This is a genomic window from Bacillus tequilensis KCTC 13622, from assembly GCF_000507145.1.
Classification (GTDB): Bacteria; Bacillota; Bacilli; order Bacillales; family Bacillaceae; genus Bacillus; species Bacillus tequilensis.
In genome coordinates, this window is record NZ_AYTO01000041.1 from 541,085 (window position 1) to 562,551 (window position 21,467).

General features: G+C 45.3%; 26 protein-coding genes and 5 pseudogenes. 11 read left to right on the plus strand and 20 right to left on the minus strand.

All coding sequences use genetic code 11. From position 1 onward, the window contains the following. Nucleotides 1-22: 22 nt before the first annotated feature. From V756_RS0120960 to V756_RS0120995, 7 genes are all read right to left on the minus strand, one after another. Nucleotides 23-532, minus strand: coding sequence for a sigma-70 family RNA polymerase sigma factor (locus V756_RS0120960; protein WP_024716395.1), 510 nt, complete (start codon nt 530-532; stop codon nt 23-25). Nucleotides 533-646: 114 nt separating this feature from the next. Continuing rightward, complete coding sequence (locus V756_RS0120965; RefSeq protein ID WP_024716396.1) at nt 647-853, minus strand: XtrA/YqaO family protein; 207 nt, start codon at nt 851-853, stop codon at nt 647-649. Beyond that, nucleotides 840-1,199 carry an XkdD/Y8K6 family phage-associated protein gene (locus tag V756_RS0120970; protein ID WP_024716397.1) on the minus strand — a complete coding sequence of 120 codons (360 nt, stop codon included), beginning with the start codon at nt 1,197-1,199 and terminating at the stop codon, nt 840-842. Before V756_RS0120970 ends, V756_RS0120965 begins: the two co-directional genes overlap by 14 nt. 84 nt (nt 1,200-1,283) lie before the next feature. Beyond that, nucleotides 1,284-1,451: a hypothetical protein gene (locus V756_RS01000000122945; protein WP_032682200.1), complete on the minus strand. Its 168-nt coding sequence runs from the start codon at nt 1,449-1,451 to the stop codon at nt 1,284-1,286. Beyond that, the gene (locus tag V756_RS0120985; protein WP_081719941.1) at nt 1,451-2,251 is read right to left on the minus strand and encodes an ATP-binding protein; all 801 of its coding nucleotides are present in this window, start codon (nt 2,249-2,251) and stop codon (nt 1,451-1,453) included. The genes V756_RS01000000122945 and V756_RS0120985 overlap by 1 nt, the downstream gene beginning before the upstream one ends. After that, the gene (locus tag V756_RS0120990) at nt 2,151-2,987 is read right to left on the minus strand and encodes a hypothetical protein (protein ID WP_024716399.1); all 837 of its coding nucleotides are present in this window, start codon (nt 2,985-2,987) and stop codon (nt 2,151-2,153) included. The genes V756_RS0120985 and V756_RS0120990 overlap by 101 nt, the downstream gene beginning before the upstream one ends. Further along, nucleotides 2,974-3,153, minus strand: a complete 180-nt coding sequence (locus tag V756_RS0120995) for a YjzJ family protein (protein WP_024716400.1) — start codon at nt 3,151-3,153, stop codon at nt 2,974-2,976. Before V756_RS0120995 ends, V756_RS0120990 begins: the two co-directional genes overlap by 14 nt. A gap of 177 nt (nt 3,154-3,330) precedes the next feature. Between V756_RS0120995 and xre the strand changes: the two genes are divergently transcribed. Together xre and V756_RS0121005 are read left to right on the plus strand one after the other, a co-directional pair. Continuing rightward, nucleotides 3,331-3,672, plus strand: coding sequence for an HTH-type transcriptional regulator Xre (xre, locus tag V756_RS0121000; RefSeq protein ID WP_024716401.1), 342 nt, complete (start codon nt 3,331-3,333; stop codon nt 3,670-3,672). A gap of 160 nt (nt 3,673-3,832) precedes the next feature. Then, nucleotides 3,833-4,429 (plus strand): ImmA/IrrE family metallo-endopeptidase, encoded by a 597-nt coding sequence (locus V756_RS0121005; RefSeq protein WP_024716402.1) that lies wholly within the window; start codon nt 3,833-3,835, stop codon nt 4,427-4,429. A 201-nt stretch (nt 4,430-4,630) separates the two neighbouring features. Here V756_RS0121005 and V756_RS1000000124040 read toward each other — a convergent pair. Continuing rightward, nucleotides 4,631-5,141 (minus strand): annotated as a pseudogene (locus tag V756_RS1000000124040) (manganese catalase family protein); the annotation flags it as partial. Nucleotides 5,142-5,213: 72 nt separating this feature from the next. Continuing rightward, nucleotides 5,214-5,816, minus strand: coding sequence for a poly-gamma-glutamate hydrolase family protein (locus tag V756_RS0121015; protein ID WP_024716404.1), 603 nt, complete (start codon nt 5,814-5,816; stop codon nt 5,214-5,216). Nucleotides 5,817-5,922: 106 nt separating this feature from the next. On the opposite strand from V756_RS0121015, the gene V756_RS0121020 reads away from it, so the two are divergent. Then, a complete protein-coding gene (locus V756_RS0121020) occupies nt 5,923-6,300 on the plus strand; it encodes a PH domain-containing protein (protein ID WP_024716405.1) in 378 nt (125 codons plus the stop codon). 41 nt (nt 6,301-6,341) lie between these two features. Here the strand turns inward: V756_RS0121020 and V756_RS0121025 are convergent, their stop codons facing one another. After that, a complete protein-coding gene (locus V756_RS0121025) occupies nt 6,342-7,283 on the minus strand; it encodes an N-acetylmuramoyl-L-alanine amidase (RefSeq protein ID WP_024716406.1) in 942 nt (313 codons plus the stop codon). 122 nt (nt 7,284-7,405) lie between these two features. Between V756_RS0121025 and V756_RS01000000122955 the strand changes: the two are divergent. After that, nucleotides 7,406-7,638 (plus strand): annotated as a pseudogene (locus V756_RS01000000122955) (YciI family protein). Between the two features lie 29 nt (nt 7,639-7,667). On the opposite strand, the gene V756_RS0121035 reads toward V756_RS01000000122955, so the two are convergent. Together V756_RS0121035 and rapA are read right to left on the minus strand one after the other, a co-directional pair. After that, nucleotides 7,668-7,805, minus strand: a complete 138-nt coding sequence (locus V756_RS0121035) for a PhrA family phosphatase inhibitor (RefSeq protein WP_024716407.1) — start codon at nt 7,803-7,805, stop codon at nt 7,668-7,670. After that, complete coding sequence (rapA, locus tag V756_RS0121040) at nt 7,795-8,931, minus strand: response regulator aspartate phosphatase RapA (protein ID WP_081719943.1); 1,137 nt, start codon at nt 8,929-8,931, stop codon at nt 7,795-7,797. The genes V756_RS0121035 and rapA overlap by 11 nt, the downstream gene beginning before the upstream one ends. 236 nt (nt 8,932-9,167) lie before the next feature. On the opposite strand from rapA, the gene V756_RS0121045 reads away from it, so the two are divergent. Both V756_RS0121045 and V756_RS0121050 read left to right on the plus strand, forming a co-directional pair. Then, nucleotides 9,168-9,632 carry a DinB family protein gene (locus V756_RS0121045; RefSeq protein ID WP_024716409.1) on the plus strand — a complete coding sequence of 155 codons (465 nt, stop codon included), beginning with the start codon at nt 9,168-9,170 and terminating at the stop codon, nt 9,630-9,632. Between the two features lie 225 nt (nt 9,633-9,857). Next, the gene (locus tag V756_RS0121050) at nt 9,858-10,622 is read left to right on the plus strand and encodes a sulfite exporter TauE/SafE family protein (RefSeq protein WP_024716410.1); all 765 of its coding nucleotides are present in this window, start codon (nt 9,858-9,860) and stop codon (nt 10,620-10,622) included. A 169-nt stretch (nt 10,623-10,791) separates the two neighbouring features. Here V756_RS0121050 and V756_RS1000000123780 read toward each other — a convergent pair. The 4 genes and pseudogenes from V756_RS1000000123780 to V756_RS0121075 form a co-directional block, all read right to left on the minus strand. Next, nucleotides 10,792-11,084: pseudogene (locus tag V756_RS1000000123780) on the minus strand (glucuronate isomerase); the annotation flags it as partial. A 130-nt stretch (nt 11,085-11,214) separates the two neighbouring features. Then, complete coding sequence (locus V756_RS0121065) at nt 11,215-12,393, minus strand: NAD(P)/FAD-dependent oxidoreductase (protein ID WP_024716412.1); 1,179 nt, start codon at nt 12,391-12,393, stop codon at nt 11,215-11,217. Nucleotides 12,394-12,432: 39 nt separating this feature from the next. Next, the gene (locus V756_RS0121070) at nt 12,433-12,855 is read right to left on the minus strand and encodes a DUF1641 domain-containing protein (RefSeq protein ID WP_024716413.1); all 423 of its coding nucleotides are present in this window, start codon (nt 12,853-12,855) and stop codon (nt 12,433-12,435) included. 393 nt (nt 12,856-13,248) lie between these two features. Beyond that, entirely contained in the window at nt 13,249-13,746 is a 498-nt protein-coding gene (locus V756_RS0121075) for a cupin domain-containing protein (protein WP_024716414.1), read from the minus strand. 130 nt (nt 13,747-13,876) lie between these two features. Between V756_RS0121075 and V756_RS0121080 the strand changes: the two genes are divergently transcribed. The 3 genes and pseudogenes from V756_RS0121080 to V756_RS0121090 all read left to right on the plus strand — a co-directional run bounded on the left by V756_RS0121080 (nt 13,877) and on the right by V756_RS0121090 (nt 16,472). After that, entirely contained in the window at nt 13,877-14,851 is a 975-nt protein-coding gene (locus tag V756_RS0121080) for a DMT family transporter (protein WP_024716415.1), read from the plus strand. 116 nt (nt 14,852-14,967) lie between these two features. Then, nucleotides 14,968-15,720: pseudogene (locus tag V756_RS01000000122965) on the plus strand (ABC transporter ATP-binding protein). Continuing rightward, nucleotides 15,720-16,472 (plus strand): ABC transporter permease, encoded by a 753-nt coding sequence (locus V756_RS0121090; RefSeq protein ID WP_024716416.1) that lies wholly within the window; start codon nt 15,720-15,722, stop codon nt 16,470-16,472. The pseudogene V756_RS01000000122965 and the gene V756_RS0121090 overlap by 1 nt, the downstream one beginning before the upstream one ends. 45 nt (nt 16,473-16,517) lie before the next feature. Here V756_RS0121090 and V756_RS0121095 read toward each other — a convergent pair whose 3' ends face one another. Then, a complete protein-coding gene (locus V756_RS0121095) occupies nt 16,518-17,330 on the minus strand; it encodes a uroporphyrinogen-III synthase (RefSeq protein WP_024716417.1) in 813 nt (270 codons plus the stop codon). Nucleotides 17,331-17,496: 166 nt separating this feature from the next. Between V756_RS0121095 and V756_RS0121100 the strand changes: the two genes are divergently transcribed. Beyond that, the gene (locus V756_RS0121100; protein WP_003232781.1) at nt 17,497-17,685 is read left to right on the plus strand and encodes a DUF8096 family protein; all 189 of its coding nucleotides are present in this window, start codon (nt 17,497-17,499) and stop codon (nt 17,683-17,685) included. 41 nt (nt 17,686-17,726) lie between these two features. On the opposite strand, the gene V756_RS0121105 is transcribed toward V756_RS0121100, so the two are convergent. Together V756_RS0121105 and yjiB are read right to left on the minus strand one after the other, a co-directional pair. Next, complete coding sequence (locus V756_RS0121105) at nt 17,727-18,905, minus strand: macrolide family glycosyltransferase (protein ID WP_024716418.1); 1,179 nt, start codon at nt 18,903-18,905, stop codon at nt 17,727-17,729. 19 nt (nt 18,906-18,924) lie between these two features. Next, nucleotides 18,925-20,121, minus strand: coding sequence for a monooxygenase YjiB (yjiB, locus tag V756_RS0121110; protein WP_024716419.1), 1,197 nt, complete (start codon nt 20,119-20,121; stop codon nt 18,925-18,927). Between the two features lie 391 nt (nt 20,122-20,512). On the opposite strand from yjiB, the gene V756_RS0121115 reads away from it, so the two are divergent. After that, a complete protein-coding gene (locus tag V756_RS0121115) occupies nt 20,513-20,791 on the plus strand; it encodes a hypothetical protein (RefSeq protein ID WP_024716420.1) in 279 nt (92 codons plus the stop codon). A gap of 32 nt (nt 20,792-20,823) precedes the next feature. On the opposite strand, the pseudogene V756_RS01000000122970 reads toward V756_RS0121115, so the two are convergent. Then, nucleotides 20,824-21,450, minus strand: a pseudogene (locus tag V756_RS01000000122970) (NUDIX hydrolase). Nucleotides 21,451-21,467: the final 17 nt, after the last annotated feature.

The following is a 21,467-nucleotide window of genomic DNA, read 5'->3' on the forward strand; positions in this document are numbered from 1 at the left end:
GTGGCAAACGTATGACAAGCTTTCAGGCAAGCGATCGATTCATTTCCTCCTGCTGTCTTTGCATCTTTATGATCGCCCGTTTGATGGTTGTTTGCACAGTGGATTTTTTTACGCCGAGAAGATCAGCGATCCGCTCATAGGAAAAGCATTCTACCTTGTGCAGCAAAAACATTTCTTTTTCCCTGTCCGTCAACAGGGATAATGCTTCTTGGATTCTCTCTCTGTCTTCTTCTGATACCTGGCCGTCCGGCTCAAACATCATAGCGCTGGAAAATGATTCGATGATTCTCGGGTCTTTGATCATCAGCCGCTGGTAGGCGTCACGCCGGTCAATCGCCCGTCTGATGCCGGGCTGTCTTCCTTTTTCAAGCCATTCTGTTACATATTCAAGATCAGTAATCATATTTCTGATGATTTTTTTATCCTTCAGCTCTTCAGCTGAGAGCACGGATTCATCCGCCTCAGCGAACGTTTTATATTGTGTTCTTGTTTGTTTGAGCGTGCGTTTATATTCAAATAATAAGTCTTGCATTCTATAATCCTCCTTATTTTTGGCAATAAAAAACGGACACCAATCAACGCACAAATGCTGTGCAGTTGATCAGTGTCCGCAGGCTTTCCGTCTTGGACGTATTCTGTTTTCGCTTTAATTTAATTTGTAGCCGATTTCAAATTCCACACGGGCAAGGTCACCCTTTCTCGTTTCGACGAGCGTTTTTCCATGCTCCGGCGCTTCTGTGATCCATGCTTCTTGCTTGATGCCATCCACTATAATGACGCGGATTTTGCCTTCCTCCAGCTGGCTCTCCAGCGTGATGGAATCGATTTGCAGCAGTTTTTTAGGATTCATCATATATCTTTTCCTCTCTTTCTGATTCAGCGCTTTTTTTGGCCTTTTCTAATAGCTGAATAATATGCTCCATTGAATGAACAGAATTCCCTCTCAGAAATTCAAGAGCTGCTTGAGACGCTTCCAGCAGTTCGGGCGCAGCCGCCATCAACGCGGCATTGCTTTTTTGCGAATACGAGCTGAGGTCAAATACAGCGGCGATCAGCCGCCCGTTTGAATATGGGAATCTTTCTTTTTCTTCTTCGCTGTAAGCTGAATAAATATAGATCGGTTTTGTATCCCCGCACGGGACAGCACGCCACGGCGCAGGGCTTTTCTCTGCTTGTTTTGTTTTTGCCAACACTTTCACTTCCCGTCGTCCTTATACCATTGTTCAATGTTTTTTTCTGTTTGCTTTGCCCGAAACAGCAAAGCGATTAGAGCAGTCAGCTGTTTAATCACGGACATTCAGCCTCGCTTTTCCCGCTGTCAGCATTTGCTCCAGCTTTCGAATAACAGGCGTTAAATCAGTGCCGGACCGGCAGTTCGGGCATGGATGAAAAACGGCACCAATCTCGGTATGCTCCACAATCACTTTTTTTGTCTGACAAAGCTCGCACATTATCTGACGCCCTCCAATCTATGGTTCAGCTCGTATGCTGCTCCTTTGATAATCACTAAATAGTCGCTGCACATTTCGTAGATTCTCGTGCCGAGCGCTTCATCGACCCGGACAAGTGTTTCAATCGTCAGCTCGCTCGAAAGCAAAATCGGTTTATGATTTAAATAGCGGTAGTTAAGTACCGAATACATTTGCTCTAATTGCCAATCTGTAGCGCGCGGTTTGCCGTTAACCGGTTTAAATAGGTCATCTATAAACAGCACATCTGCCTGCTTCATTCGGCTCAGCTTCTGTTCCAAAAGGTCAAAGTCATTTTTCAGATCGGTGAAGCCTTCCACGAATGGAAAATAGATGACCGGCACATGGCGTGTTTTCATCAATTCATTGGCTGCAGCGGTCAAAAGATGCGTTTTCCCTGATCCGGGCTGTCCTAAAAGGGCGATGCTGTTTTTCCGGCTGCCCTTGATTTGTTCATAATCCGCCACATACTCTTTTGCGCATTCAAACGCGTCTTTTATGGCCTGCGGCTTTCCCTCCGTGCGGAATTCTTTGAAGCCCAGCTGTCTGAAGGCGTGAGTAATCTCACTGGCACTAAGCATCCGCTTCACTTTCCGTTCTGCCATGCAGCTGCACATCGTCCAAACCTCCAGGCCGTTCTGCCGGATGAGATAGCCTCCTTGATCCTTGCATCGCGGGCAATCATAGCGGCTTGCGTCTGATTCGGCCGGTTTGTCCGCCAGTAATGGACGTCTCCCTCTTCTCAGCTCGTCCAAAATGTGTTCGATTGTTCGTTTTGTCATCACTTTCCATCCTCTCTTGTTGAATTGCTGTATTCTTTTTGGCCTGTTCCGCGAAAAAACGGTCTTCAATGAATTTTGAGCAGTAACGAAAGGCCTTGATTGTTTCTGAAGCGGCGGTACGCCGGTTTTCAAAGGCTTGAAAGCATTCCTCAAGCCATTTGATTGTTTGCGTCACAGGAACGCCGATGGCAACAATACGGGCGATGGCTTGATAATCTCTTGAGGAAGGATACACGGTGCGTCCTTCTTGAGCCGACCGTAATTGTGTAAACCGCTTCGCAATGTAATCCACTGCATCATCAGCAGCAGTATATGTTTTTGTTTTATCTTTATCTGAGCGGACATCTGTGTCCGGTGCCTGCGGCAAAAATGACCGTTCCTTTATGCTCCGTTGTGCGATTTTGTCCGATCTGAAGCTGAATTTTTTGGAATGCTTTACCGAAATCATCAGTCCATATGGCGCACGGACAGCCTTAATGTACTCATGGATTTCGAGAAGCTCCAGCCATCTTCTGACGGTTTTCTCGCTTACGCCGAAGACAGCCGCCATTTCTCTCGCTTTTAACGGCTTATGGCCAAGCACGATTCCCCAGCTTACACCGTCTTTTTCAATTTCTTTTGTTGTTGAGCTGATGAACCAGAGAAACAGCCATAGCGCAGGACCTATTTTGTCATAATGTTCTGAATTCAATAGCCCTGAATATATAGGAAAAGGATAGCTTTTATCGGTTTTCATATGCTGCCGATTCCCCTTTTAACATCATGTAGGTTTGAAGCTGTTCTTGCGTTTCAAAGCGAAACACCGGAAGGCCGCAAGCCGTAAACGAAATGGTGCCGCCGGATTGTCCGAGATGGCGCTGATCTATGGGATTGTCACTAAAAACAATGTGAATCGGATACATGGAATCACTCTCCTGATCTTTTTCGATACATTTTGTATCAACTGTTACCAAGTATAAACGATACATTCTGTATCATCAAGTAATTTTTGATACTTTTTTTATCATTACTTTATTTTGATACGGATTGTATCTATAATCATAAGTAACTTAGGGAGTTAAAAAAAGAGAGGTCATAGTATGATAGGCGGCAGATTGAAGAGTCTCAGAGGGAAAAGGACACAGGAAGAAATCGCATCTCATATCGGTGTGTCACGGGCGCGATATTCCCACTATGAAAACGGGCGGAGCGAACCTGATTACGACACACTCCAAAAGCTGGCTGATTACTTTCAAGTAACCACTGATTACTTATTAACAGGAAAAGACAAAAAATCCGACGACGATATGTTTTCAGATCCCGACTTGCAGGTTGCATACCGTGATATGCAGGATTTTTCCCCAGAAAGCAAACAGCAGGCCATCGAATTTATCAACTATTTAAAAGAAAAAGAGAAAAACCGCAAACCGAAAAATAAATAATCTGTCTCTGTTCTCTAAAACATATAAAAAATAGACCGATATAAAGAAAAAAGTGTTTATTTTTTAAAGAAAAGGGAAAGATTTCAACATACTTTCTAGTCCTTTATGGGCTTTTCTTTCTCGCCAAAAACAGAACAAACGTTCGAAAGGGAGTATTCAATTGGGCGATTACTTATCACATCTGGAGGAATACGTAAAAAATTTATACAGCCGGCTGGGCATCACCTCCCCCCATCACATTGACATGCTGAAAATCGCAAAGGACCTGGATATTTGGGTTCATTTCGAGGATACGGGGAGCATGATGGTCAAACACGACGGCATGTACAGTATCGTATTGAACCAAAGAAAATCACGTGAAGAGCAATGGGAGGATTTTGGCCATGAACTGTGCCATGTGTTAAAGCATGCGGGCAATCATTTTCAGATGAACAAGCTCTTTCGGGAACTGCAGGAATTTCAGGCGAATCAATTTATGTACCACTTCTGTGTGCCAACCTTTATGCTGTTGCAGATTGAATTGCCGCAATGGAGAAGCCAGGCGCTCGCGACAATTGCAGCGGTTTTCCGAGTAACAAAGGAATTTGCGGAAAAAAGACTTGACATGTTTGAACGGCGTAAAGCAGGTATTCAATTTCAGAAGCGGCTTGCTTACTTATTATCACACAAGCGGCCAAATGCGTACGAGGAAAGCGATCAGCAGCACTTGCAGGTTGCCGAAGAAAAAGCGTTATATCATATCGGCAAAAACAGCTGATAAAAAAAGGGCTGGGAACACTGCCCCCAGCCCGGCATAGGCATTCATATTTTGACATCGGAGGAATGCCGCATTAGCGGCGATTTAAGATGAACGCAATGCGAACCGCAATCGGAGCAGCTGTATATAACTGAACTCGCCCCGGCCGTCACAGGCTTCGCCATGAGCCCATCTGCCTTGTGAGCTCACACAGGAATGCCTTTCTTCCAGCTCTTTAAAGACTTCATACCACATATTTGATGATAAGTATCCCGCGCAATCAAAAATGACAGCATATCTCTCACCTTAGGATCATCAGTCATGGCATAAAGCCGTGTCACCTGAAGGCGTCCATGTGCTTCCACATTTAAGTTGGCGCGAATACCTGAGGTTCAAATTTCCGCTTGAGATAATGTATTTTGCATTCCCCGGATAGCCATCGCACCCAAACCGAACACAATAGCATGCTGAGGATCATTCCTGACAACACTTCTGCCACAGCAGGTTCACTTTTATAAGCATTTCCACATGCCCGATCTCTTCTGTCCCGACATCATAAAGAAATTTTTCTATTCGCATCTGCACGGCAGGAAAAACCCTGAAACAAATACCGCATTATAAAGCTGATCTCACCGGATCGGCCGCCCGGCACTTCTTGGCGCTTTTTCGTATAAACCGGATCGGGATGAGCTGGCTTAGCTTGATATTGAAGTTCTTTCATGTGGTATAACATCTTCATTCCTCCCCCACACGATCGCACAACATTTCCTATGAAGGAATGAGCACATCGTGCAGGTCCGTTCATTCAACCATAAAAACCACGCTTAACAGCTTCCACATATCGACAAAACAAATCGTTTTGTGTGTAGCTTTCATTACGGCAGGTAAAATTGCGGAACAACGCCTTTCGCTGGGCCGTGCTTACCTCCAGCTGCAGTCCCATTTCCCTTTTTGTCCGATTGACAATATTTTTCGGATGCACACCAGCCAGTCGGTCTTTCTCACTCGTGAGCTCGGCGCTGAAACCCGCTTCATTCAGCCGATCACAAATAAGCTTGGCCTTTTTTCGATCCGCGCCCCCGACCAATGTATGCGGTGTTTTTGGATCGTGATACCCATGAATGGCTAATGCGTAATGGTGGGCGTTCACTTTTTCTAAAGCGATCGGCTCGTCAAAACGAGTGCTTGTCAGATGCAAAGAACGGTTGTTTCGCTGCTTTACACCTTCAAATAAATAAATCGAGCATTGATCGGAAAATGCTCGCACAAGCTCGCTGACGCCAGGCTCAATTCTTCCGCCGTGGGGACTGAGGACGATGTGCTCACTTCCGGTTTTCTCCTCATAAATAATCCGGTACTCCGATTCAGAAGCAGAAAGGGCTGCAAAGCCGTCATACATATCTTTCATGTTAGATGCTCTCCTTTACCAATCAGCACCAGTTTACTCTACTCATCTATGAATGAAAACCTTTTTATCGTATGATTTAATAGATTACAGATTAGGAGGTTTAAACATGGGATTTTTTGATGGATTACTCGGCAATGCGTCAACACTGTCAACGGCTGCGGCGAAAGAAGAGCTGGCCCATATTTTACTGGAGGGTGAGGAGATCGATGCGGCGTTTAAGCTGGTTCGCGATTTAATTGTCTTTACTGACAAACGGCTTATTCTTGTCGATAAGCAGGGCATCACAGGCAAGAAAACGGAGTTTCAATCCATTCCGTACAAAAGCATTTCCAGATTCAGCGTGGAAACCGCCGGCCGCTTTGACCTTGATTCAGAGCTGAAAATTTGGATTTCCGGCGCGGAGCTTCCCGCTGTCTCCAAGCAGTTTAAAAAAGATGAAGGCATTTATGATATTCAAAAGGTGCTTGCTGCAGTTTGTATGTAAGAAGAAAACGGAAGCTGTCAGGCTTCCGTTTATTAAATTCATTACAGTTTTTTCTCAATTTCAGCTTTCGTTTTCGGACCGTAAATCCCATCTGCCGTCAATCCGCTGACAGATTGAAAACGTTTTACCGCATTTGCTGTTTTCGGACCATAGACGCCGTCAATGCCGTGATTTTTCGCACCTTTATCAGGATAAAAATAAAGGGCAGCTAAAGCGGTCTGCACTTGCTTTACGTTTGTCCCTTTCGTAAGCGGCCTTGTCACTTTGATCACTCCGGATGGAAGCGGATAGGAAGACGCGGCATGGCTTTTAGAAGAAGATGCCGCCTGCGGCAGTTTAATCACCTGTCCGACTGTAATATGATTCGGGTCGGTGATATGATTTATGCTTTGCAGCGTTTTCACACTGACACCATGCGCTGCGGCAATACCTGACAGCGTGTCCCCTTTTTTCACATGATATTCAGAGGCTGGAGCCTTTTTCGCTGATACTGCACCTGTTAATTCCTTCTCAATTGCCGCCTTCACTTGATCCCAGCGCCCTTCTGATAAAATGCGGTGAGGACAGTACTTCCCATTCCAGTCCTGATGCTTTCTGACTCGATCGATTCCCCAGCCGCGCTCCTTCAAAAGCTGCGCAACAAATGAAATCGCCAAGGCTTCGGCAGCTTCATATTTTGGACCTCCCGATTTGCTGTAGCAAATCTCAACGCCGATTGATTTTCGGTTTCCTGGGCCGTTTGTGCCGTCACCCGTGTGCCAGGCGTTTCGGTTAAGCGGCAGGCCTTGAATCACCTCTTTATCATCGACTGCAAAATGAAAGCTTGTCGAGCTGGTGTTCCCAATCATATAGCTGATTTCATTAGCAGCTGACGCATCGTTTGCCGTGTTGTGAATGGTAATGTATTCAGCGGACATTGCATTGGGGCACTTCAGCGCGTATTTCGCCTCAGAAACCAAATTTTTCTTCACTTGAATGCTCACCTATCATCTCTCCTTTTTCTTTTTCATCAATAGGTGGCATTCGTAGGACGAAAAACTTGTATCATCCGTCACCGTGATATGGATAATTGTGCTAAACTGAGATTCAAAAGAAGGAAACAATCTTGAATACGTGCTTAATGCTGACAACCAGAACAGAACAATTCAATCAAGAGCATGTAGCCGGACACTATGGTTTTTGGACCGCCTGATGTTCGGGCCTTTCAGCGACGCCACAGGCGGAACGTACGTCACCGAAGCAGGTTCGCAAAAAGAGGCAGCGAAATTGGGACATGCCGATCCGCTGGTGGTAAGAGGTTCTTCTGAACTGATCATAAAGGAATGGAAGCTGAAATAAAAAAGACCCCAGAGGGTCTTTTTTTGTCATCATCGTGTTTGATTGCGTGCCGCAATATGAAATGTGTTGCTATCTGTGCCTGCTGTTTCTCCTGTATGGACCATCCCCTGAGTAAAGCTGAACCCAACCGCAACGAGCAACAAACCTGACATCCATTTAGATTTCATATAAACAATCTCCTCTCTGGATTTGTTTTTGTGCGTGCACCATTTTCTCATAAAATGAAAGTGCTTTTTCGGGCTGTCCGTTTTCCATATAGAATTGGGCAGCATCATGCGCAAGTTCTTCAATATAAGGATACAGCATATGTTCTTCAAGAAATTGAAAGGTGTGTGAGACTGATTCTGTGTCAATGTTTTTTCCGTATAACGCATGTAAAAATTGAAAAAGCTCTACAAATAATTCATCACTGTATTGACGGGCGATTTCCAATCCTTCACGATACTTTTTTTGCGCTTCGGCATCATTTTTTTGTTTATACAGAACCTGTGTTAAAGAGTAGATAGAATGCGGAAGATTGTCGAACTTTTCCGACTTGCAAATAGAAACAGATTTCTCAAAGTATTCGGCTGCCTTTTGCAGTTCACCCATTTTCTCATAGCAGTTTCCGAGATTATACAGGGCGGAACTGATCAGGCGGGGATTGCCTTCTTTCTTTGCAAGATCTAAAGCCAGTTCTAAGTGGGGCAATGCTCTTTCTGGATACTGCATGTCATCATAATTTCCTGCAATAACGAATTCACATTGGATTCTGCGGACGGTGTACGTTTCATACATTTGGTACGTTTCTAATGCCTGAACGGCATAGCTCATCGAAACATAGGTTTGTTTTAAATTGTAAAAAATCTCGGCCATTTTAAAAGCAAACTCGGCTTTCTCAATATCATCCGAGACGAGGGCAAGATTCTTTTCTGCCCGTTTATAATACATCATGGCACTGACAAACATCTTCTGCTTAAATTCATACATTCCGCGAAAAAAATGAAAGTAATAATCAAGAAGCCCTGTCAGCTTGTACTGATTCCCTTCGATGTCTTCTAATAATTCCGAAAATTCAAGATGCGACGTGTCCTCTCCAAAAGGCTTAATGTAATCCAGCATGACACGATGCCTGAACTCCATTAAAGAATAATACAGCAGCAAATCTTGGTCTTCTTCCATATCCTCGATTTCTCTCTCTACTTCGAGCTTGACCCGTTCGGCTTCAGCCACGTGAAACTGGCGGATATGGGTATACCATTCATTAATTTTAAGCCCGACATAAGAGGACGGAATCGTCTGCTTCATCCTCAATTAATCCCCCCTTTTTGACCTACCCAGGATATGTCATATTTTATCATATTTGCAAGAAAAAGAAGAACGCAAAATAACCGCAATTGTCGAATTTCGGCTAACCGCAACAAAATGAATACATGCAGGAGTGCCTCACACAGTATTTTGTTTCAACCACAGCATATTACTTGTGAAATGCTAACCGTTGATATAGGATTTCATTGCACCATTTATTTTTACATATGGAGGAGATCATCATGAGCCAATCCGCTCAAATTGTCAGCCATTTTTTATCCCATCGAAACGTGACCAATGAGCTGGCTGAAAAAATCAGCAAAGACCATTACAGCTACAAGCCGACTGAAACGTCAATGTCAGCGGAAGAGCTGGTCAAACACATTCTTACGTCTTTCCACCTGTTTGCCAATGTCATTAAAGAGGGCAATGGCTCACCATTTCAAAACAAGCAGGAAGAAACAGAAACAGATCTCAATGTTCTGGCAAAAACATATACAGAAAAAACGGCCGCTATCCTTGAACAGCTGACTGAAGAACAGCTGAACAGAGAAATTGATCTGACAGCCGCTTTCGGCAGAAAAGTCACAGGCAGCGCGCTGCTTCAGCTCGCAATGGAGCATGAAATACACCATAAAGGCAACCTGTTTGTTTATGTACGGGAAATGGGCCACACGGAGCTTCCTTTCTATCAGCAGCGCATGTAACGTAAACAAGAAAAAGATACCTGTTCATGGGTATCTTTTTTTTATGCCTTCCGTTCACTGCCAGATTTCGTCCAGACACTCATTAAAGGGCTCATGAATAAAGATATTGAGCAAACCAAAATTTCAAGCATCAGACGTGCAAAAATTCAAAAAATTTAATTGATTAACATGACCTAATCATATATAATCTGATAAAAATAGTCGGGTTTTCAGGAGGCCTTTATCATGAGTGTAAGCATCATATTGATGGGTTTGTTTGTCGGAGCCTTAGTCGGATTGACAGGAGTCGGCGGAGCAGCCTTATTAACTCCCCTTTTAATTGTGCTTGGAATTAATCCTTCCATTGCGGTCGGTACGGATCTTGTATATAACTCGATTACCAAGCTGTTTGGCGTCGCCTCCCATTGGCGGCAGAAAACGATTAATTTTAAGCTGGTCAAATACTTAGCCATCGGCAGTATTCCGAGTGCTTCGCTAGCCATTGGCATACTGCATTTGTTCCCCGCCTTTCATCAGCATCAGGAAGACATTATTAAGCACGCTCTTGGCTATGTGTTAACCCTGGTTGCCATCTCAATCATCGTGCGTTTGTTTTTGGACCGAAAACTTCGTCCGAACCGCTGGCAGCTGATGCCGCTTGAAAACAAGCGGGCACTGACGATTCTTATTGGTGTTGTGTTTGGATTTATCGTGGGATTAACATCAATTGGTTCCGGGTCATTATTTGCAATTGCCATGATTTACTTATTCAACATGAAAGCGTCACAGATTGTCGGAACCGATATTGCGCATGCTTTTCTTCTCGTTACGGCAGCAGGCATTTTGAACGCAAGCTTTGGCAGCGTGGATTACATGCTGGCAGCTAACCTGCTGCTCGGTTCGATTCCCGGCGTGCTGATCGGGAGCCACCTCTCGCCTCGATTCTCCCCGCGCCCGCTGCAATTTATTATGGCGTCCATCATTTTGATCAGCGGCTTAAAACTGATTTAATAAAAAAGGCTGTCCCCTCGGAGGATAGCCTTTTTCATTACAACGTCACACCCGATGTAAAAATGGCAAGTTCTCTGATGGTTTACAAGCCTGCGCTCGCCACCTCAATCATAGAATGGATAAACTCCCGCAACACATCATCCTTCGCTAAAAAAAGGCCTGCGTTAGCATCATGAGACGGATTGCCGTTCGCCATCGGCACAGTTTTTGCCCGTGCCATACATTTCTCCTCATCTGCCGCATCGCCTGCAATATATGTCTCTTCAATTCCATTGGCTCTCATGATGCGCTATTTGTAATGATCCCTATACAGCCAGGCTTTCGTAATGTTTTGAAAGTCTTTTTTTCATAGATTTCTTTCGGGCTTAAGTGGCAGTGATAATCAATAATCGGCATGTCTTTCGCATCTTTATGATAGAGGGTGATAGCGATTTCATTTTCCAACAAAAAATTTTCGCCTATAAGGGCTCCATGTCCCCACCGTCTTTCATTCGATTCCAAAATGTTAAGGTTAGCAAATAAACAAAAAAGACATTGCCGGAAAGCGTCCCAAAAGGAACGCTTTCTGCAATGTCCAAGTCGACAAAAAGGATTAATAAGCGAGGCTGAAAAGTCCTTTAATATGTGTCAAATATCGTACATTACTTGCTTCTTTCATCAAGGAAGCAGGAAGACCTTTAAGCGGTGTAGAATTAGCACCAATAATGGCAACCGCGTCTTTGCGTCCAAGGCTTGCAAGTGTACCAGAGTTTACTGGCTTGAATGTTTCAAGCGTTTTGCCTTCTAAGTAAGCGAATAGGTTGTAACCGATCAGCTCACCCATTTGCCATGCGATTTGTGCAGTTGGCGGGTATGGACGACCGTCTGCACCAAAGTAAACTGCACTGTCTCCGGCAACGAAGACATCCTCATGAGATGTAGATTGCAGGAAGTCGTTTACTGTCGCGCGTCCGCGGTTCACTTCAAGACCTGATTCACCGACTAATGGGTTGCCTTGTACGCCGCCAGTCCAAACAAATGTGTTGGCAACGACTTTAGATCCGTCTTTCAGATCAATGACGTTTCCTTCTACATTTGTAACAGGAAGACCTGTTAAGAACTCAACGCCGCGTTTTTCAAGGCTTGCAGTCGCACGTTCGATAAGATCATCCGGAAGAACAGGAAGGATTTTCGGACCTGCTTCAACCAGTTTCAATTTGATTTCTTTATGGTCTACGCCGTATTTTTTCGCAAGGTTTGGCATGATGTCAGCAAGCTCACCGACAAGCTCAACACCCGTTAAGCCGCCTCCGCCGATAAGGATTGTTGCATCAGCTTCATTTTTCGTTTTAGAGTACTCGCGCACACGTTCTTCAACATGTTGATAGACTTTGTTCGCATCAGCAGCTGATTTCAATACCATGCTGTTTTCTTGAAGGCCCGGGATGCCGAAGTAAGCCGTTACAGAACCAAGACCTACAACAAGCGCATCGTAAGATAATGTAGAACCGTCAGCAAGCGCAACTTCTTTTTTATCAACAGAGAAAGAGCTTACTTCCGCGATTTTAAGATCAATGTCTTTGCCTTTGAAAAGTTTTTCAAGTGGCATTGCAACCGCTTTTTCAGACACGTTGCCTGCTGCAAGACGGTGTAATTCCGTAATGATTTGGTGAGTTGGGTATTTGTTTACCACTGTCACGCGTGCTTGTTCTTTTGTATAATGTTTGCGAACTGTTAGAGCAGAAAGAACTCCGCCATAACCAGCGCCTAGAATGACAATATGTTTTGACATCGTATATCCTCCGTCCTTTATATCAATTTGAATCTGAGATTATTTTTGTTTTTCGCGTTCGTTCAAAACTTCAAGGTAGCTGTTAGCAAAACGGAACAGCTTTTGAGCTTGAGGATCTTTCAGCATGCGCAACAGGCCGAAAAGACCAATTGTTTCGTTGCTTGCATCCGCGCGGTCTTTCGCTTCGATTGCAGTCGCAGCTACTTCTTTCGCTGTGTCTTTTACAGGCTCAAGAATTTCTGTGATCGCACCGACAGTGTCGCTTTTTAGCACTTCGTCAGTTGCTACAGACTGAGCGAAATCATAAGACTTCGTTAAAATATTCACTAACTCAGTCAGCTTTGGAAGCTGGTCAACTAAAACAGTCAGTGATTCTTGAACTTCTGGCTTTAACAGCTGATCAATAAGATCTTGCTGGCTTTGGCTGACAGACGCGTTTGTTTGATCGATTGTTTCTGGCATATCCAATTCTCCTTTACTATAAGCAGTTTGCTGATTTTTTTTGGAAAGGGTAGTGCCTCTCCCTGCTCTTACGCTTGAAGGCATAAGAATAAGGATTGTGAATTCGTGCACAATCATTTACAAAAATATATGTTTACTACCCAGTTTTTCATCTTGCCATATTCAGTATTATTTTTATCTCAAAAATAAACAATTGAATAAGTCAAAATCCTTTACTCTCTCTGAAAATAGCAAACATAAAAAACTCCAATTCGATTACCTTCTATATGATAACACTTTTTGAACAAAATTTGAACGTGAATTGCTTCGATTATGAAATTAATTTATATGGAGCCCGTGTCATAACGTTTCTGCAGTACTAGTTATTGACAATCCAACAATTTTCTCCCCCCTTCAATTGACCCATATTGCCAAAAGAGGAGCTCTTCTTCCTGTGACCGGATCACTAGCCGGCAATGAGACCTGCTTGATTTGTTTCAGCGCTTCCTCCCGCTCATCCGGCTCACCCGTCTTCAAATCATACTGAACGCCTTCCGGGTAGGCGCCGATCACCATAAAATCGGGACTTGCGCTTATTTTTTTATGGCCGACTCCGGCTGGGATCACAACGGCGTCGCCCGATTTAAAAGGAATGGCGGACCCTTTTTCTCCCCCAAACTGAATCATGGCCTCTCCCCGGACTGCAATCAGCACTTCATGCGTATTGCTGTGATAATGATGATATGGAAAAACACTTCCTGACCAGCTGTTTGACCAGCCATGACGGTTGACAATCCGCTCTGCCTCGCCGGTGTCTTTGAGCGCGTTTTGATACACAACGAGCGGAAAATCAGGGTGATTCGGAATTCTGCCGTCATCCTGAAAGAAGTACGTCTGTGTCTTTGCTTCCATCAATGTCACCTCCTTCTTTTGTCTTCCACACATAGCGGTTCGCAAAACATGCTGTTTTTCTCACGATTCCATTGCCCTGCATGATACCGAATAGTATAGTATAAAAAATAATGCCAAAATGAGGGATATCATGAAAGCAATCGTTATCGGAATATTAGCTTCACTCTTTTTCGCCGTTACCTTTATTTTAAACAGAGCGATGGAGTTGGCCGGGGGCAGCTGGCTTTGGAGCTCTTCGCTGCGCTTTATTTTTATGGCGCCGTTTTTATGTTTGATTGTCATCATGAGAGGGACGTTCGCTCCTCTCTTACAAGAGATGCGGAAAAAGCCGATCTTTTGGATTAAATGGAGCTTTGTCGGCTTCGTGCTTTTTTACGCGCCGATCACATTTGCGGCAGGATATGGTCCCGGATGGCTTGTAGCCGGAACTTGGCAAATTACCATTGTAGCCGGTGTGCTCTTATCTCCTTTTTTCCATGTCAAAAAAGACATGCCGGGCGGGCCGCAGCTTGTTCGGCAAAAGATTCCCCTTGTTTCACTTGGCACTTCCATGATCATCCTGATCGGAGCGGCGCTGATTCAGCTTCAGCATGCCGAATCGCTTTCAGGGAAGATGCTGCTTTTCAGTGTGCTGCCGGTTGTTATTGCGGCTTTTGCCTATCCGTTAGGAAACCGGAGAATGCTTGAACAATACGGAGGCCGGCTTGATACATTTCAGCGTGTGCTTGGAATGACATTGGCAAGCCTTCCGTTCTGGCTTCTATTAGCAGCTTACGGCTGGTGGTCAGACGGCCTGCCGACAGCGGGTCAAACCGTTCAATCCTTTATCGTGGCCGTCAGCTCAGGCATCATTGCGACTGTTTTATTTTTTTGGGCCACTGATATGGTTAGAGACAGCCCGCAAAAACTCGCGGCCGTTGAAGCCACTCAATCCGGTGAAGTGATTTTCGCGCTGCTTGGCGAAATTGTTCTTCTGTCAGGCGTTTTCCCGTCCCTTTTATCATTTGCCGGTTTATTCATTATTATTGCGGGGATGGTATTACATACCTTTACATCACAGCCGAGAAAGCGGAGAAAGAAAGCACAGTCAAATCTGACTGCGTAGCAGCTGCAAGAGTATGGGTGAAAATCTGTTCTCCTTTATTTGTGCTACTAAGAATCTGTTACACGTGATAGTTAAATATCTTGTCAGCCTACTTATATTGAAAGGTGATTATTGTTATGGAAGCAAACGATCAAACACAAAACATACCAGCCATCTCCTTCAGATCAGTCCGAAAAAGCTATGAACAAGACTGACAAACTTATGATGTACTGCGGGATGTCAGCGGAGACATTCGCCAGGGCGCAATCGTCGCCGTTTTAGGTCCTTCCGGTTCAGGAAAAAGCAGCCTCCTGTCCATGTGCAATTTAATGAGAACGCCTGACAGCGGCGAAGTCAACATATACGGAAAGGAAGTCCGAGAATGGAATGTCAATAAGCTGAGGCGAACCGCTGCCCTTGCGTTTCAATCTGCGCCCGTCCTCGACGGGACAGTGCGTGACAATTTAAGTCTTGTCCAAAGGCTGCATCAATCCCAGTTATACCCTCCTGAAGAGCTCGCTTCTCTTGCAGGGCTGCCGCCAGAGCTGTTGGACAGAAGTGCGAGGGACTTATCGGGCGGACAGCGGCAAAGGCTGTCACTGGCCAGAACGCTCGCAAACCCTTCCTCTATTCTGCTGCTGGACGAAATCACGTCGGCCTTGGACCCAGTTTCTGCTTTTGAGATTGAAGAGCTGATCAAACGTCATCATCGAGAGAAAAAATGGACAGTCATGTGGGTCACTCATAATATGGAGCAGGCAAAACGAGTAGCCGATACCATTTGGTTTATGGCGGATGGCCGGCTGCTGGAAATCGCTGAAACCGGAGCATTTTTCTCCGCTCCGCAGCATGAAGCCGCCAAGGAGTTTTTGAAAGGAGGAACCCGATAATGGATTACCTTTCTCTCTCTTTAACGATGATCTTTGTTTTGATCGCCTTGTTTTTATCAAAATCCTTTAAAGCCGGCGTAGAAAAAGACATGATCATTGCCACCATCCGGGCCGCGGTGCAGCTGCTTATCATCGGTTATGTACTCTCGCTGATTTTTCGAGGAAACCATCCTGTTTTTATCCTGCTGATGGTGCTGTTAATGCTGGCGGTGGCGGCGCAAAATGTCATCAAACGAAAGAAAAATACAATCGGTTCGTTTTGGAGAGTGTTCGCCGCGTTAGCGATTGTAGAAATTGTAACGCAAGGAATTCTGCTGTCTCTTCACATCATTCCGCTTACGGCCCGCTATGTCATTCCGATCAGCGGGATGGTCATCGGAAATTCGATGGTGCTCTCAAGTTTGTTTTTAAACCGGTTGAGCGCAGAAGTCGGCATTCGCAAAGAAGAAATTCAATTAATATTGTCTCTGGGCGGCACACCGAAGCAATCCATACAGCGTATTCTTACTTCCGCAATGAAAATGAGTATGATCCCGACGCTGGAAAGCCAGAAAACGCTGGGGCTTGTTCAGCTTCCAGGCATGATGACGGGCCAGATTCTAGCCGGAGCGGACCCGATTCAAGCGGTTCGCTTTCAGCTCTTGATCGTGTTTACCACGATGGCGTCCGCCGCGCTGACATGTGTAATCTTAAGCGCTCTGACATCCCCGTCATTATTCACCGCGCATCAGCAGCTGAAGGAAAATGGGTGACAGTCAAAAGCCGCTTTTCCCTTAGAAAGCGGCTTTTTGGTCTGATTATGACTTTTCTTCATAATACTTGGACAGCTCAACAATCATCGCGCCCATCCGCTCAATCTCCGGCGCAAGCAGCCTCGTGATGCCTTCTTCCCGCAGCGCTTCAGCGGTCACTTTTCCGACAGCCGCTGCGATGGCGCGCTCTTCGAATACAGCCTTCACTTCATTGATATAGCCGCGCTCCTTGGCAAAATCAAACAGAGAACGAACCTGAATGGCTGTTGTAAAGCAAACAGCGTCGATCTCGCCGCCCATCAGCTCTCGGCATAACCGCTCCACCGTTTCCTCCTCTGGCGGGATGTGCTGATAAGGCAGAATCGGCAGGACAGACGCGCCTTTTTCTTCAAAAAATGCCATGAGGGCCGGCGCTTTTTCTCCATGTAGCTGTACCATGACTTTTTTCCCTGAAAAGTCATGAGGCTCCAAGGAACGAATTAAACCTCTTGTTGTCCCGTCTTCATCCGAAGCTTCAGGTGTGATCCCAAGCTTTTTCAGCGCAGCCAGCGTTTTGTATCCCCGGCATGCCGCTTTCGCCTGGCGAATTGCCTGCAGAAACTCATCTTTCAGACCGATTTTCTCTGCTATATCGACAAGAGTTTCCGTTCCGATGCCTGTCGTGAAAATGACCCAGTCAGCTTTTTCCTCGACAAACGTTCGCAAGTCCGGCTCCACCTGCTTCTCTGCTAAGTAAACCGTTCCTTGGAGAGGCCGGATGACAGGAGTTCCGCCCTGTTTTTCAATGATCGTGCTGATCTCTTCGGTTTTTCGGGAGCCCCCGATCGCCACGCGCTTACCATGTAACCCTTTTCCCATACCCGTTTCCTCTCCTCTTTGCATAGGCTTTTTTATGTAATAAAGCTATTGTGGCGTAAACCAAGGGAGAAATCAAGATAAACTCAAGCCTCTAAAATCCATTTGAATACGCCTGCAGCTTGCTGTAATATAAACAGCAGACACGTTTGCTAACGGAGGATCGATCATGGAGACAAAAAAAGAAGAATATGAAACAAAAGGCTACGATACATCGATCGTTTACGAATTTAATGAATATCCGGACGCCCGCAGCGGGCGCTGTGACAATTGTGATTACACACTGTTCAAAAGCTCTGTAAAAGGCGGAAAATTCCTTAGAGAATGCCGAAGATGCGGGATGAAAAAAAACATTTAACAAAAAACCGAAATCGAATGTTCGATTTCGGTTTTTTTGATTTATTGGGGAACAGCAGATTTTTTCATGAACGCTTCAATCGCAGCAGCCGCACGGTCCGCTCCGCCTGCTTCTTTTACATCTTTTTGCATATTCTTGACGCGGCTGAGCACCTCTCGATCGCCGGATACGGCCTGCACCGCTTCCTGGAGTCTAGAAACCGCCACTTCTTCTTTCGGCAAATAAATGCCGAGCCCTAATTCATCGACACGCTTTGCGGTGAGCTCCTGCTCAAACATTTGCGGAATAACAACTAGCGGCACACCGGCATTCATTGCCTCCATCGTGCTGTTCATCCCGCCATGAGAAATAAACAAATCGGCCTTCTCCAATACCTCAAGCTGCGGCACGCTTTGGCGAATGGTAAAATGAGCAGGGATATCACCCAGACTCTCAGGATCAATCGTTTTCCCGACCGACATGATCACTTGCCATGAAGAATCCCTAAATGCCTCGATGCACATCTTGTAAAATTCCGGCCATGCATTAAACGCCGTACCCAAGGAAATCAGCATAAGCGGGCGATCATCCTTTTCAATCGACAAGCTTTCTTGTTCCGTCCGTTTTCCAAGAGATGGCCCGACAAAACAGAAGCGGTTATCAAACGTCTCGTTCTGAATTTGAAAAGACTTTGGCATAAAGACAATATTTAAGGCTTCCGGCACAGCTAATTGTTCAAATGAAACAGCCGGCAGTTGCTCTTTCTCCAAGTAGGCTTTAAATTCAGCCTCTGCTTCTTTTATCTTTTTCAGCATGTCTTCACTTCCGAGCTGAAAGGATTCATTTTGAGCATATGATGAACAGAGCTTGATAACCGGTACATGAAGCTTGTCTGCAAATAATTTACCTGCCAGGGCGACAAAATCATAGATGATCAAATCTGGCTGATCACCCTTATATAAATCCTCAAGCTGCGGCAGAATGCTGAGTGATTCCTTCAAGAAACTGAGCGTCGTCTCATTCTTTTCCATCTTCTCCTTGATTTCCTTAGGATCAATACTCAAGGAAGTATGATAGATCAACGCTTTTCCACCGGCTTTCTGAACAGCAGGCGCAAACTCCTCAGTCGTCGCATATGTGACACGATGCCCTTTCTCACAAAGCTTCTCTACTAAAGCAAGCGTAGGATTGACATGTCCGTACGCAGGGATATTGATCATCGAAATATGGTGCTTTTTCATGAATCTCCAGTCTCCTTATCTAATCCATTTTCACACGAAAGCTCTTTAATCCGTATATCACGCTGTTTTCAATCGGAGTGATACTGACGCATTCCATATGAGGAAAAGCAGAAATCAAAGCCGTTAACGCGATCGTTGCTTCAAGACGGGCAAGCGGCGCCCCAAGGCAAAAATGGATGCCGTGGCCAAACGCAATATGCGGATTGGGATGGCGGCGGATATCAAACATGTGCGGTCTGTCAAACTTTGCTTCATCACGATTTGCCGATGCCACAAACGCTAAAACCATATCACCTTCTTTAATGAGATGCCCTCCGATCTCCGTATCCTGCTTGGCAATGCGCCTTAAAACCGGAGCAGGCGCCCTGAAACGCAGGGCTTCCTCGACAGCCTGAGGCATCAGTTCAGGATGGGTGCGAAGGTCATCGTATATATTCGGCGTTTCTAATATGCTGTACATCGCGTTTGAAATCAGGTTTGTAGTGGTTTCGTTCCCGGCCACCAGCAGCAGCGTGCAGAACGGAATCAGCTCTTCTCCGGTCAGCTTTTCGCCCGTTTCTTCCGCTTCCACTAAAATGGAAATGATGTCCTGTCCCGGTTTGCTCCGCTTTTCTTCTATGATGCTGGCAAAAAACGCCGCCAGTTCTTCCTCGCACTTGTTTCGTTCTTCCAAAAAGGCGTTTTCCGCTTCTTCACTATTATCCTTCGGTGTGCTCACCAGAAGATCAGACCATGCTTTAAACTGATCCATATGCTCTGAAGGCACTCCCAGCAGCTCAGATATCACAATAACCGGGAGCGGGTATGAAAAATCGTGCACAAGGTCAAATTCGCTTCGCCCCCGAAATTTTTCAATCAGTTCATCTGTGATTTCCTGAATTCTCGGTTCCCATTGCTTCATCACACGCGGTGTGAAGGCTTTATTTACTACAGAACGGATTTGCGTATGCCTTGGCGGGTCCATGTTAATGATGGAATTCCCAATAGAGCTGGACTGCTGCGGCGGCACATAACTGGAAAACAGCTCTTTATCCCCAATGACTTTTTTGACATCATCATAAAGAAAAACACTCCACACTTGGCTTTCTTCATCAAAGAAAACAGGCGCATCCTTTCTCATCGATTCGTACCACGGAAACGGATGATAAGCATCCTGTTTGTTTTTCCCATTGAGCAGCGCACGCTGCAAAGCTTGCCGGCGGTTTAACACATTCATGTATTGTCACTCCTCTTGAAAGAATTCAGCAATTGACGTTCTTCTTCACCTCCCGCTTTCAAAAAAGAGAGGGACAAGTAAGTATAGACAGATTGATAACAGCAGGCAGGCGATCACGATGTCCGATGCAGGCATCATATATTCCCTCTCGAATTTCGTTCATCTTACCATAATCTCTCAATTTTTTTCTATTCAGCGCTGCCGTTTTGGCTCAGAACGTGACCTTAGGCATAAACATACATATTCAATATGCATTCAATTGCACACACACCCAAAAAAAACACCCTTACTCTCAATCAATAGCACTAACCTAAAAAAATGACTTTTCCATTATATTAAGCAGGCTGATTCTGTGATTGAATAGAAAGTAAAAGGTGAAGGAGAGAACAACATGACAGCACAGACTGATTTCAAAAAAATAGTTGTCGGCACCCTGCTTTCCCTCGCATTTGTATTATTTGTGTTCTCTTTTTCTGAGAGACATGGAAAACCGCTTGTTGAAGGAAAAAATCAGGAAAACTGGCATACTATCGTCGACAAGGCTTCTGTCGAGATTTACGGCAGCCGATTTGTTGAAGAAAATAAATTAAAGCAACAGCTCGGCCATAAACAAGCCGATTCTATTTTGACCCTTCTGAAGCTCTCCAGTAAAAAACATATTGCGCTATAACAAAGAAAGAGCCTTTCAGGCTCTTTCTTTGTTTAGTCAAATATCGTTTTCTTGCCCGGATGGCGGAGAAAGTCAAACAGCATGCTGAGCTGTGAAGGTGTGTTACGTTTCGGTGAGAGCGGCGGGAGCCTGTCTTCGGGAAAAAAAGCGGCATGATTTGTCTCAATCCCGGTTTCCCCCTGCCCGCCGGTTATGCTGCATTCAATGAAGATCTTATAGTAATGATAGGGCTGCGGCGGATGAGGGTGCTTATGGCTGTCCAGCACAGCCAGCAATCGAGACGGTTTTGTATCATACCCCGACTCTTCTTTAATTTCTTTGACCACATTGTCTGCCGGTGATAAACCAATCTCGCAAAACCCGCCCGGCAGCGACCACAGCTCATCATGCTTCTCCCGGACAAGCAGAATCTGATTCTCCTGAAATACGGCGCCGCGAACATCGGCTTTCGGTGTTGGATAGCCGCTCTCCCCATCTCATAAATCAGTGATAAGTTCAATTTCTGTCTGCGAGTAATCCGCCATCATTTCTTGGCTTAGCCTCATCAGCTCTTCGAACCTTTCCCTGTCATATACATCCTTGGAAAAAGCAAGCCCCGCCTGCGCGATCGCCTGAATCCGCTGGGCCCGTTCCAGCCATTTGGTTTGCATTCTTATCACTCATCCTTTCATGTTAA

Coding starts and splice junctions, on each gene's coding strand:
- V756_RS0120960 (WP_024716395.1), bottom strand. CDS start 532: ATGCAAGACTTATTATTTGAATATAAACGCACGCTCAAACAAACAAGA.
- V756_RS0120965 (WP_024716396.1), bottom strand. CDS start 853: ATGATGAATCCTAAAAAACTGCTGCAAATCGATTCCATCACGCTGGAG.
- V756_RS01000000122945 (WP_032682200.1), bottom strand. CDS start 1,451: ATGTGCGAGCTTTGTCAGACAAAAAAAGTGATTGTGGAGCATACCGAG.
- V756_RS0120985 (WP_081719941.1), bottom strand. CDS start 2,251: ATGACAAAACGAACAATCGAACACATTTTGGACGAGCTGAGAAGAGGG.
- V756_RS0120990 (WP_024716399.1), bottom strand. CDS start 2,987: ATGAAAACCGATAAAAGCTATCCTTTTCCTATATATTCAGGGCTATTG.
- V756_RS0120995 (WP_024716400.1), bottom strand. CDS start 3,153: ATGTATCCGATTCACATTGTTTTTAGTGACAATCCCATAGATCAGCGC.
- xre (WP_024716401.1), top strand. CDS start 3,331: ATGATAGGCGGCAGATTGAAGAGTCTCAGAGGGAAAAGGACACAGGAA.
- V756_RS0121015 (WP_024716404.1), bottom strand. CDS start 5,816: ATGAAAGATATGTATGACGGCTTTGCAGCCCTTTCTGCTTCTGAATCG.
- V756_RS0121020 (WP_024716405.1), top strand. CDS start 5,923: ATGGGATTTTTTGATGGATTACTCGGCAATGCGTCAACACTGTCAACG.
- V756_RS0121035 (WP_024716407.1), bottom strand. CDS start 7,805: ATGAAATCTAAATGGATGTCAGGTTTGTTGCTCGTTGCGGTTGGGTTC.
- V756_RS0121045 (WP_024716409.1), top strand. CDS start 9,168: ATGAGCCAATCCGCTCAAATTGTCAGCCATTTTTTATCCCATCGAAAC.
- V756_RS0121050 (WP_024716410.1), top strand. CDS start 9,858: ATGAGTGTAAGCATCATATTGATGGGTTTGTTTGTCGGAGCCTTAGTC.
- V756_RS0121065 (WP_024716412.1), bottom strand. CDS start 12,393: ATGTCAAAACATATTGTCATTCTAGGCGCTGGTTATGGCGGAGTTCTT.
- V756_RS0121070 (WP_024716413.1), bottom strand. CDS start 12,855: ATGCCAGAAACAATCGATCAAACAAACGCGTCTGTCAGCCAAAGCCAG.
- V756_RS0121075 (WP_024716414.1), bottom strand. CDS start 13,746: ATGGAAGCAAAGACACAGACGTACTTCTTTCAGGATGACGGCAGAATT.
- V756_RS0121080 (WP_024716415.1), top strand. CDS start 13,877: ATGAAAGCAATCGTTATCGGAATATTAGCTTCACTCTTTTTCGCCGTT.
- V756_RS0121090 (WP_024716416.1), top strand. CDS start 15,720: ATGGATTACCTTTCTCTCTCTTTAACGATGATCTTTGTTTTGATCGCC.
- V756_RS0121095 (WP_024716417.1), bottom strand. CDS start 17,330: ATGGGAAAAGGGTTACATGGTAAGCGCGTGGCGATCGGGGGCTCCCGA.
- V756_RS0121100 (WP_003232781.1), top strand. CDS start 17,497: ATGGAGACAAAAAAAGAAGAATATGAAACAAAAGGCTACGATACATCG.
- V756_RS0121105 (WP_024716418.1), bottom strand. CDS start 18,905: ATGAAAAAGCACCATATTTCGATGATCAATATCCCTGCGTACGGACAT.
- yjiB (WP_024716419.1), bottom strand. CDS start 20,121: ATGAATGTGTTAAACCGCCGGCAAGCTTTGCAGCGTGCGCTGCTCAAT.
- V756_RS0121115 (WP_024716420.1), top strand. CDS start 20,513: ATGACAGCACAGACTGATTTCAAAAAAATAGTTGTCGGCACCCTGCTT.